Origin of the sequence: Variovorax sp. EBFNA2, from assembly GCF_033802765.1 — a bacterium.
GTDB classification, from domain to species: domain Bacteria; phylum Pseudomonadota; class Gammaproteobacteria; order Burkholderiales; family Burkholderiaceae_C; genus Variovorax; species Variovorax paradoxus_H.
Genome location: NZ_CP138496.1, coordinates 2,909,195 through 2,919,204, shown reverse-complemented (window position 1 = coordinate 2,919,204; position 10,010 = coordinate 2,909,195). Strand labels below are relative to the sequence as shown.

Genomic DNA, 10,010 nt, shown 5'->3' with positions numbered 1-10,010 from the left:
ACACGCCATGAACGTTTCCGCCTGGTCCATACGCAACCCCATTCCGGCGGTGATGCTGTTCGTGCTGCTCACCTTCGGGGGGCTGCTGTCGTTCAACGCCATGAAGGTGCAGAACTTTCCGGACATCGACCTGCCGACCGTCACCGTCTCGGCCTCGCTGCCCGGCGCCGCGCCGTCGCAGCTCGAAACCGACGTCGCGCGCAAGCTCGAGAACTCCATCGCCACCATCCAGGGCCTGAAGCACATCACGACCAAGGTGCAGGACGGCGCCGCCACGCTGATCGTCGAGTTCCGCCTCGAGAAGCCCGTGCAGGAAGCCGTGGACGACGTGCGCTCGGCCGTGCAGAAGGTGCGCGCCGACCTGCCCGCCGACGTGCGCGACCCGGTCGTCACCAAGCTCGACTTCGCGGCCCAGCCGGTGCTGGCCTTCACCATCGCGTCGTCGCGCATGGACGGCGAGGCGCTGAGCTGGTTCGTCGACAACGACATCACCAAGAAGCTGCTCGCGCTGCCCGGCGTGGGCGCGGTGAACCGCGTGGGCGGCGTCACGCGCCAGGTGCACGTCGACCTCGACCCGAGCAAGCTGCAGGCACTGGGCGCGTCAGCCGCCGACATCTCGCGCCAGCTGCGCCAGGTGCAAACCGAAAGCGCGGGCGGTCGCATCGACCTGGGCGGCAGCGAACAGCCGGTGCGCACCATGGCCACCGTGCAGTCAGCCGACCAGCTCGCCGACATGCAGATCGCGCTGAGCGACGGCCGCCGCATCCGCCTGGACCAGGTGGCGCGCATCAGCGACACCATCGCCGAGCCGCGCGCCGCCGCGCTGCTCAACGGCAAGCCGGTGGTGGGCTTCGAAGTGGCCCGCAGCCGCGGCGCCAGCGAGGTGGAAGTGGGCCGCGCCATTCAGAAAGCGCTGGCCGACCTGCGCGTGCAGCGCCCCGACATCGAGCTGACCGAAGCCTTCAACTTCGTCGACCCGGTGGAAGAAGAGTACGACGGCTCGCTGCACCTGCTGTACGAGGGCGCCATCCTCGCCGTGATCGTGGTGTGGCTCTTCCTGCGCGACTGGCGCGCCACCTTCGTCTCTGCCGTGGCGCTGCCGATGTCGGTGATTCCGGCCTTCATCGGCATGCACCTGCTGGGCTTCTCGGTCAACGTGATCTCGCTGCTCGCGCTCTCGCTGGTGGTCGGCATCTTGGTGGACGACGCCATCGTGGAGGTCGAGAACATCGTGCGCCACCTGCGCATGGGCAAGTCGCCCTACCAGGCGGCCATGGAGGCGGCGGATGAAATCGGCCTGGCCGTGATCGCCACCACCTTCACGCTGATTGCGGTGTTCCTGCCCACGGCCTTCATGAGCGGCGTGGCCGGCAAGTTCTTCAAGCAGTTCGGCTGGACCGCGTCGCTTGCAGTGTTCGCTTCGCTGGTGGTGGCGCGGGTGCTCACGCCGATGATGGCGGCCTACATCATGAAGCCCATCCTCACGCAGGAGAAGGAGCCGGGCTGGCTGCGCTGGTACATGCGCGCCGTGGAGTGGAGCACCCACCACCGCTTCAAGACGATGGTGATGGCCACCCTCTTCTTCTTCGGCTCGCTGGCGATGATCCCGCTGCTCAAGACCGGCTTCATTCCGGCCGACGACAACTCGCAGACGCAGGTCTACCTGTCGCTGCCGCCGGGCTCCACGCTGGCGCAGACCACGGCCGCGGCCGAGGAAACGCGCCGCCGCGTGATGCAGATCAACCACGTGAAGAGCGTCTACACCACGGTGGCGGGCGGCAGCGCGGGCGGCGACCCGTTCGCGAACTTCGGCACGCCCGAGACGCGCAAGGCCACGCTGACGATCCAGCTCGACCCGCGCGGCGACCGGCCGCGCAAGCAGGTGATCGAGAAAGAGATCCGCACCACGCTCGAAACCCTGCCCGGCGTGCGCAGCACCGTGGGCCTGGGCGGTTCGGGCGAGAAGTACATCCTGGTGCTCACCGGCGAAGACCCGGCAGCGCTGTCGGCGGCCGCGGGCGCGGTCGAGAAAGACCTGCGCACCATTCCCGGCCTGGGCAACATCACCTCGACCGCGAGCCTGATCCGCCCCGAGATCGCCGTGCGCCCCGACTTCGCGCGCGCCGCCGACCTCGGCGTGACCAGCTCGGCCATCGCCGAAACACTGCGCGTGGCCACACTGGGCGACTACGACCAGGCGCTGGCCAAGCTCAACCTCGCGCAGCGGCAGGTGCCGATCGTGGTGAAGCTCGAAGACTCGGCGCGGCAAGACCTCGACCTGATCGGACGCCTGTCGGTGCCGGGCGCGCGCGGCCCCGTCATGCTGAGCCAGGTGGCCTCGCTCACGATGGAAGGCGGCCCGGCCGTCATCGACCGCTACGACCGTTCGCGCAACGTCAACTTCGAGATCGAGCTGTCGGGCGTGGGCCTGGGCGACGCCAAGACCGCGGTCGAGGCCCTGCCCTCGATCCAGAAGCTGCCGCCCGGCGTGCGCATCGCCGAAGTGGGCGACGCCGAAGTGATGACCGAGCTGTTCGCCAGCTTCGGCCTGGCGATGCTCACGGGCGTGCTGTGCATCTACATCGTGCTGGTGCTGCTGTTCAAGGACTTCCTGCACCCGGTGACCATCCTGTGCGCGCTGCCGCTCGCGCTGGGCGGGGCCTTCGTGGGCTTGCTGATCGGGCAGAAGGCGCTGTCGATGCCGTCGCTGATCGGCCTGATCATGCTGATGGGCATCGCCACGAAGAACTCGATTCTTCTGGTGGAGTACGCCATCGTGGCGCGCCGCGACCACGGCATGAGCCGCTGGGACGCGCTGCGCGACGCCTGCCACAAGCGCGCGCGGCCCATCATCATGACCACGCTCGCCATGGGCGCCGGCATGCTGCCGATTGCCGTCGGCTTCGGCGCCGCCGACTCGAGCTTCCGCTCGCCGATGGCGATGGCGGTGATCGGCGGACTCATCACCTCGACCGTGCTGAGCCTGCTGGTGGTGCCGGCGGTGTTCACCTACGTGGACGACATCGAGCACTGGATTCGCCGCACCGTGCGCAAGCTGCGCGGGCAGCCGGCCGATCCGCACATCGACGACGACCTGGTCGAGGCGCCGCAGCGCTGAACTGAGCGGCCAAAAAAAATGCCGCGGGCGCCAATCGCCCGCGGCATATGAATCAGAAAAAGGGTCGGTCGGTCGCGTCAGGCGTCCAGCTGCGCCAGCCGCTTCAGCTTGCGTTCGCTCATGCGCTTGGCCAGGCGCGGCAGCACGAGCACGGCGACGATGGCGATGATCACGACGATCGATTCGGGGCGCTGGAAGAACACGACCGGGCTGCCCTGCCCCATGGCGATGGCGTTGCGCAGGTTGGCTTCGGCGAGCGGGCCGAGGATCATGCCGACCACCACGGGGGCGGTCGGGAAGTCGAAGCGCCGCATCACCACGCCGAGCAGGCCAATGCCGAACAGCAGGAACAGGTCGAAGGTGTTCTGGCGCATGCCGTACGCACCCACGGTCGCGAAGATCAGGATGCCGGCGTACAGCTGCGGCTTCGGGATCTTGAGCAGCTTGACCCACAGGCCGACCATCGGCAGGTTGAGCACCAGCAGCATCAGGTTGCCGATGTACAGCGAGGCGATGAGCGCCCAGACCAGTGCGGCCGAGGTGGTGAAGAGCTGCGGACCCGGCTGGATGCCGTAGTTCTGGAACGCGCCCAGCATGATGGCCGTGGTGTTCGACGTGGGAATGCCCAGCGTGAGCAGCGGAATCAGCGCGGCGGTCACGGTGGCGTTGTTGGCGGCCTCGGGGCCGGCCACGCCTTCGATGGCGCCGGTGGTGCCGAACTCGGCCTTGGCGTCCTTGTCCTTGGCCAGCTTCTTCTCGGTCGCGTAGCTCAGGAAGGTCGGAATCTCCGTGCCGCCGGCCGGAATGCAGCCGAAGGGCGTGCCGATGGCCGCACCGCGCAGCCACGCGGGAATCGAGCGCTTCCAGTCGCGCGATGTCATGTGCACGCGGGTCAGCTTGTTCTGGCCCTCGACCACGCGGCCTTCGTACAGCACGGCGTACAGCACCTCGGCCACGGCGAACAGGCCCACCGCCACCAGCACGATCTCGATGCCGTCGAGCAGCTCGGGCATGTTGCCGGTGTAGCGGCCCTGGCCGGTGATCTGGTCCAGGCCCACGCAGCCCATGGCCAGGCCGACGAACAGCGCCGTCATGCCGCGCAGCGTGCTCTTGCCGAGCACCGCGCTCACCGTGGTGAAGGCCAGCAGCATCAGCAGGAAGTACTCGGGCGCCGCGAGCCGCACGGCGTAGTCGGCCACGAACGGCGCGAACAGCGTGACGACCACGGTGGCGATGGTGCCGGCCACGAAGGAGCCGATGGCCGCGGTCGCGAGGGCCGCGCCCGCGCGGCCGCTCTTGGCCATCTTGTTGCCCTCCATCGCCGTGACCATGCTGGCGGTTTCGCCGGGCGTGTTCAGCAGGATCGAGGTGGTCGAGCCGCCGTACATGGCGCCGTAGTAGATGCCCGAGAAAAAGATCATCGAGGCCGTGATGTCGACCTTGCCGGTGATCGGCAGCAGCATCGCCACGGCCACGGCGGGGCCGATGCCGGGCAGCACGCCCACGGCCGTGCCCAGGGCACAGCCGATGAGGCACCACAGCAGATTGATGGGGGTGATCGCGGCCGCGAAGCCGGCCATCAGTGCGTTGAAGATATCCATGACGGGGCTCCGATCAGATCCAGCCGGTGCTGGTGAGACCCGGCAGGCTGATGGCCAGGAACTTGGTGAACAGCCAGAAGACCGGCGCCGAAATCGCCAGGCCTGTCACGAAGTCGGTGCCCCAGGTGGCCGGCGCGTTGACCTTCGCCTGCCCTGCGGCGCGGCGCAGGCCCTGCACAGCCAGCAGGTAGCACAGCGTGCAGCTCAGGATGAAGCCGATGCTGGTGATGAGCGCCGCGTTGAGCAGCAGGCCCGCCGCCACCCAGATGAAGCCGGGCCAGTAGGCCTTGTCCGCACCGGACGGTGCGTCGAGTTCACGGAAGCCGCCGGTGAACGCTTCCCAGGTGATCCACGCGCCGCAGACCATCAGGACGATCGAGACCATCCACGGGAGGAAGTTGGGACCGACGCCGCCGTAGCCGGCTTCGGAAGAAATGCCGATGGCGCCGTAGGCCAGCGCAGCGCCGGTCAGCAGCACGCCGACGCCGACGAGGTATTGCGGCCATGGGGCCGCGCCGGGGGTGGCCTCAGCAACGTGAGAGACCGAGGATTCTGGAGTTGTCATTTTTTGCTCCCGCAGTCGTGGGGAAAAAGAACGGCCTCCTTCCAGAAACACCGCGGAACCGGCGCTGCCAGGCCGCAGGTGTTGCCCCCGGAAGGAGGTTGGCGCGCGCGACACGAAATGCGCGCGGCCCGGGGGGCGAACCAAACTCAGACCATGCCGGACTTGACCATGATCGCGCGCAGCGCGGCGAAGTCATCGTCGACGAACTTGGCGAAGGCATCGCCCGACAGCACGGCCGGCGTCCAGGCGTTCTTCTTGAGCGACTCGGCCCACGAGGCACTCTTGAGTGCGGCCAGCACCATCTCGGTCAGGGCCTTGCGCTGGTCGGCCGAGATGCCGGGCGCGCCGTACACGCCGCGCCAGTTGCCGATCTCGACGTCGATACCCTGCTCCTTCAGCGTGGGCACGTTGATGCCCGGCAGGCGCTGGGCCGAGGTGACGGCAATGGCCTTCATCTTGCCGGCGGCGATGTACTCGGCGAACTCGCTGTAGCCGCTGCCGCCGATGGTGACGTTGCCGCCCAGGATGGCGGCGGTGGCTTCACCGCCTCCGCGGAAGGCGACGTAGTTGATCTTCGACGGATCGGCACCGACCTTCTGCGCGATCATGGCCGCGGCGATGTGCTCGGTGGAACCGCGCGAACCGCCGCCCCACTTGACGCTGCCCGGGTCTTTCTTGAGCTGCTCGACCACGTCCTTCATGGTCTTGAACGGCGAGTTCGACGGCAGCACGAACACGTTGTATTCGGTGGTCAGGCGCGCGATGGGCGTGGCCTGCGACAGGTTGACCGGCGGCTTGCCGGTGATGATGCCGCCCAGCATGACGGAGCCCATCACCATGAGTGCGTTCGGGTCGCCCTTGGAACCGTTGACGAACTGGGCCAGGCCCAGCGCACCGGCGGCGCCGCCCTTGTTGTCGTAGGCGACGGTGTCGGCGGCCTTGGCGTCGGTCAGGGCCTTGCCCAGCGCACGGCCTGTGGTGTCCCAGCCGCCGCCCGGGTTGGCGGGGATCATCATCTTGACGTTGGCGGCAGCGCGCGCCGACAGCGGCAAGGCGCCGGCAGCGGCCAGTGCGGCCAGGGACTTCAAAAAGGTATCGCGACGCATCGTTGGTGTCTCCTGAAAACTTGGGAACGGGTGGAACCTGACTTGGACCTGAGCCGCTATCATGCGCCGCCCCGCTGTCAGTTGGCTGTCCACCAGACTGGGGAAAACACCGAAGCAGCACCCACCGACCACCCACCGATCCGCGCCCCGCATGAAGCTGCTCCTCGTCGAAGACGACCCCTCGATGCAACTCACCCTGCAGCGCACGCTCGGGCGCCGGCACATCGACGTGCGCATCTGCGGCGACGGTGCGCAGGCCCTCACGCAGTGGCGCGCCATCGAGCCCGACGTGGTCGCGCTCGACCTGAGCCTGCCCAACGTCGACGGCCTGCAGGTGCTGGCGCAGGCGCGCGCCGAGGGCCTGCGCACGCCGGTGCTGCTGCTCACCGCGCGCGGCACGGTGGGCGACCGGATCATGGGCCTGAACGCCGGCGCGGACGACTACCTGCCCAAGCCCTTCGACCTGGACGAGCTCGAGGCCCGCATCCGCGCGCTGCGCCGGCGCAGCCAGAGCGCCGGGCACGAGGCAACGATGAATCCGATGGAGGTCGGTGGCCTGCGCTTCGAGCCCGACAACGGCGCCATCTACCACCGCGCCGAACTGCTCGAGGTCACGCCGCGCGAACTCGCACTGCTCAAGGCACTGATGATGAAGCCCGGCCACGCCGTCACGAAGGAGCGCCTCTTCGAGCTGGTGTTCCCGGGCGAAGCCAACGTGCAGTACGAAGCGATCGAAGTGGTCGTGTACCGCCTGCGCAAGAAGCTGGTGGGCACGGGCACGGTGCTGATGACGATGCGCGGCCTCGGCTACCTGCTGCGAGCCGAGACTTGATGCTGGGCATGCGGCAGATGATGTCGTCCCTGCGCGCAAGGCTCCTGCTCGGCATCCTCGTGCCGGTGGCGGTGTTCGTCGTGATCAACAGCGTGAGCCTGTACCGCCAGAGCCTGGCCGCCGCCACCACGGCCTACGACCGCACGCTGCTGGCCTCGGCCAAGACCATCGGCGAACAGCTCGATGTGGAAGGCTACGACGACATGGCGCGGCTGCGCGCGATCGTGCCCTACTCCGCGCTCGAGGCCTTCGAGGCCGACAACCGCAGCCGCCTGTTTTACCGCGTGTCGGCGCTCGATGGCGAGATGGTCTCGGGCTTTGCCGAGCTGCCGTTCTGGCGCGGCCGCATCCCCGACCGCGGGGCGTATGCGGCGCTGGTCGATTTCTACGATGCCGAGTTTCGTGGCCAGCCGGTGCGCGTCGCCGTGATGCTGCAGCCGGTGGCCAGCGCGCGTGGACGCGGCATGGCCGTGGTGCAGGTGGCCGAAACACTGGAGCTGCGCGAGACGCTGGTGCGCAAGCTGCTGCTCGACATGCTCTGGCGCCAGCTGCTGCTGATGGGCGTGATCGCGCTCGTCACCGTGGTCGTGGTGCAGCGCGCCACGCGGCCGGTGCGCGAGCTTGGCGAAGCCATCGAGCGGCGCCCGGAAGACGACCTGTCGCCCATCGATGCGCCCGGTGCCCCGGCCGAACTGCGCCCGCTGATCGACGCCACCACCGAGGTCATGGGCCGGCTGCAACGCCTGCTCGATCACCAGAAGCGCTTCGTGCGCGACAGCGCCCACCAGCTGCGCACGCCGCTGGCGGTGCTCAAGGCGCAGGTGCAGTCGGCGCGCCGTGGCGACGTGGCGCCCGAGCAGGCGCTGGTCGAAATCAGCCAGACCGTCGAGCGCGCCACCACGCTGGCCAACCAGATGCTATCGCTCGCGAAGGTGGAACAGCTGCGCCAGCAACCCGAATCGGCGCTGCTCGACCTGGGCGACGCGGTGCGCCACATCGCGCTCGACCTGTCGCCGCTCGTGGCCGACAAAGCGCTCGACTTCGAACTGGCCACCGACGACGCCGTGACCGTGCGCGCGCACCAGTGGATGCTGCAGGAGCTCACGCGCAACCTGCTGCACAACGCGATCAAGCACAGCCCCGTGGGCGCCCCGCTGTCGGTGCGCGTGCACGCCGAGGGCGACGAGGCCGTGCTCACCGTGCGCGACGACGGGCCAGGCATCTCGACCGAGCTGCGCCAGCGCCTGTTCGCGCCGTTCGCGGCGGGCAACACCTCGAGCGGCTCGGGCCTGGGCCTGGCGATCTGCCGCGAGATCGTGCTCGCGCTGGGCGGGCGCATCAGCCTGGACAACCGCACCGCGCCCGGCGCCGGCGGTACCGTGACCGGGCTCGATGCCGTGGTGCGGCTGCCGCTGTCGCGCCACAATGGCTGATCTTTCTTTTCCGACCTTCATGGACCGTCTGCGCATCGACAAGTGGCTCTGGGCCGCCCGCTTCTTCAAGACCCGTTCGCTGGCCGCGGACGAAATCGGCAAGAACCGCATCCAGGTGAACGGCGACGTCGCCAAGGCCTCGCGCGAGGTCAAGGCTGGCGACACGGTCGCGATGCGCATGGGCCCGCTCACGCGGACCGTGACGGTGCGCGGCCTCAGCGGCCAGCGCGGCCCGGCGCCCGTGGCCCAGCAGCTGTACGAGGAAACGCCCGAGAGCCTGGCCGCGCAGGCCGCCTTCCGCGAGCAGCGCCGCATGGGCAGCGAGCCGGCGCTGGCCATCGAGCAGGGCCGCCCGACCAAGCGCGACCGGCGCGAGATCGACGGCGTGCGCCACCAGGCCGAGTGGGACAACCGCTGGAGCGCGTCGATCGACGAAAGCAACGGCGACGACGACCACCCGCCGCCGCGCGGCCGCCCGCAGCGCTGATTCGCGTACCCTGCGGGCTTCGTTTCTTTTTTGACGGAGCGCCCGCAGATGTCCAAGTTCAAGAAGTACCGCGTCGGCAGCAAGTTCAAGCTCTCGCGCATCGATCCCGACGACACGTCCTTTCTCCTGGGCGACGAGGCGGCCGAGCGCGACGCGCTCGATGCCATGTCGCTCGAACTCGACGAGTTGCAGGATCTGCTGCACGCCGAAGGCCGGCGCAAGCTGCTGCTGGTGCTGCAGGGCATGGACACCAGCGGCAAGGACGGCACGGTGCGCTGGGTGTTCGCGCGCACCTCGCCGCTGGGCGTGCGGGTGACGGCCTTCAAGGCACCGAGTGAAGACGAACGCGCGCGCGACTACCTCTGGCGCTGCCACGCGGTCGTGCCGCGCACCGGCGAGATCATGGTGTGGAACCGCAGCCACTATGAAGACGTGCTGGTGCCCGTGGTCGAAGGCTGGATCGATGGCGACGAAGCCCGTCGCCGCTACGCGCAGATCAACGATTTCGAGCGACTGCTCACCGAGACCGGCACGGTCGTCGTCAAGTGCATGTTGCACATCGACAAGGACGAGCAGCGCGAGCGCCTGCAGGCCCGCATCGACACGCCCGGCAAGCAATGGAAGTTCAGCATGGGCGACCTCGAGGTGCGCACCAAGTGGGCCGACTACCAGAAGGCGTATCAGGACGCGCTGGCCGCCACCTCGACCGACCACGCGCCATGGCACGTGATTCCGGCCAACAGCAAACGGCACCGCAACATGGTGATTGCGCAGCTGCTCGTTAAGACGCTGCGTGACATGAAGCTGAAAGCCCCGCCGCCCAACCCCGCGCTCAAGGGCATGGTCGTGAAGTGAGCCGACCCGCCTG

General features: G+C 68.5%; 8 protein-coding genes. 5 read left to right on the top strand and 3 right to left on the bottom strand.

What is annotated here, in order from left to right; translation table 11 throughout:
- Positions 1–7: 7 nt before the first annotated feature.
- Positions 8–3,118 (top strand): efflux RND transporter permease subunit, encoded by a 3,111-nt coding sequence (locus RZE79_RS13625; RefSeq protein ID WP_319360841.1) that lies wholly within the window; start codon positions 8–10, stop codon positions 3,116–3,118.
- Between the two features lie 77 nt (positions 3,119–3,195).
- On the opposite strand, the gene RZE79_RS13620 is transcribed toward RZE79_RS13625, so the two are convergent.
- The 3 genes from RZE79_RS13620 to RZE79_RS13610 form a co-directional block, all read right to left on the bottom strand.
- The gene (locus tag RZE79_RS13620) at positions 3,196–4,719 is read right to left on the bottom strand and encodes a tripartite tricarboxylate transporter permease (RefSeq protein ID WP_319360840.1); all 1,524 of its coding nucleotides are present in this window, start codon (positions 4,717–4,719) and stop codon (positions 3,196–3,198) included.
- Positions 4,720–4,732: 13 nt separating this feature from the next.
- Positions 4,733–5,284, bottom strand: coding sequence for a tripartite tricarboxylate transporter TctB family protein (locus RZE79_RS13615; RefSeq protein ID WP_319360839.1), 552 nt, complete (start codon positions 5,282–5,284; stop codon positions 4,733–4,735).
- A 146-nt stretch (positions 5,285–5,430) separates the two neighbouring features.
- A complete protein-coding gene (locus RZE79_RS13610) occupies positions 5,431–6,390 on the bottom strand; it encodes a tripartite tricarboxylate transporter substrate-binding protein (RefSeq protein ID WP_319360838.1) in 960 nt (319 codons plus the stop codon).
- Between the two features lie 151 nt (positions 6,391–6,541).
- On the opposite strand from RZE79_RS13610, the gene RZE79_RS13605 reads away from it, so the two are divergent.
- The 4 genes from RZE79_RS13605 to RZE79_RS13590 are packed head-to-tail and all read left to right on the top strand — an operon-like array spanning position 6,542 to position 9,997.
- Positions 6,542–7,222 carry a response regulator transcription factor gene (locus RZE79_RS13605; RefSeq protein WP_319360837.1) on the top strand — a complete coding sequence of 227 codons (681 nt, stop codon included), beginning with the start codon at positions 6,542–6,544 and terminating at the stop codon, positions 7,220–7,222.
- The gene (locus RZE79_RS13600) at positions 7,222–8,655 is read left to right on the top strand and encodes a sensor histidine kinase (protein WP_373696555.1); all 1,434 of its coding nucleotides are present in this window, start codon (positions 7,222–7,224) and stop codon (positions 8,653–8,655) included. The genes RZE79_RS13605 and RZE79_RS13600 overlap by 1 nt, the downstream gene beginning before the upstream one ends.
- A gap of 19 nt (positions 8,656–8,674) precedes the next feature.
- Positions 8,675–9,142, top strand: a complete 468-nt coding sequence (locus RZE79_RS13595) for an RNA-binding S4 domain-containing protein (protein ID WP_319360836.1) — start codon at positions 8,675–8,677, stop codon at positions 9,140–9,142.
- Positions 9,143–9,190: 48 nt separating this feature from the next.
- A complete protein-coding gene (locus RZE79_RS13590) occupies positions 9,191–9,997 on the top strand; it encodes a PPK2 family polyphosphate kinase (RefSeq protein ID WP_319360835.1) in 807 nt (268 codons plus the stop codon).
- Positions 9,998–10,010: the final 13 nt, after the last annotated feature.

Excerpts from the sequence above, each read along its gene's own strand:
- RZE79_RS13620 (WP_319360840.1), bottom strand. The coding sequence starts at position 4,719 with ATGGATATCTTCAACGCACTGATGGCCGGCTTCGCGGCCGCGATCACC.
- RZE79_RS13615 (WP_319360839.1), bottom strand. The coding sequence starts at position 5,284 with ATGACAACTCCAGAATCCTCGGTCTCTCACGTTGCTGAGGCCACCCCC.
- RZE79_RS13600 (WP_373696555.1), top strand. The coding sequence starts at position 7,222 with ATGCTGGGCATGCGGCAGATGATGTCGTCCCTGCGCGCAAGGCTCCTG.
- RZE79_RS13625 (WP_319360841.1), top strand. The coding sequence starts at position 8 with ATGAACGTTTCCGCCTGGTCCATACGCAACCCCATTCCGGCGGTGATG.
- RZE79_RS13605 (WP_319360837.1), top strand. The coding sequence starts at position 6,542 with ATGAAGCTGCTCCTCGTCGAAGACGACCCCTCGATGCAACTCACCCTG.
- RZE79_RS13595 (WP_319360836.1), top strand. The coding sequence starts at position 8,675 with ATGGACCGTCTGCGCATCGACAAGTGGCTCTGGGCCGCCCGCTTCTTC.
- RZE79_RS13590 (WP_319360835.1), top strand. The coding sequence starts at position 9,191 with ATGTCCAAGTTCAAGAAGTACCGCGTCGGCAGCAAGTTCAAGCTCTCG.
- RZE79_RS13610 (WP_319360838.1), bottom strand. The coding sequence starts at position 6,390 with ATGCGTCGCGATACCTTTTTGAAGTCCCTGGCCGCACTGGCCGCTGCC.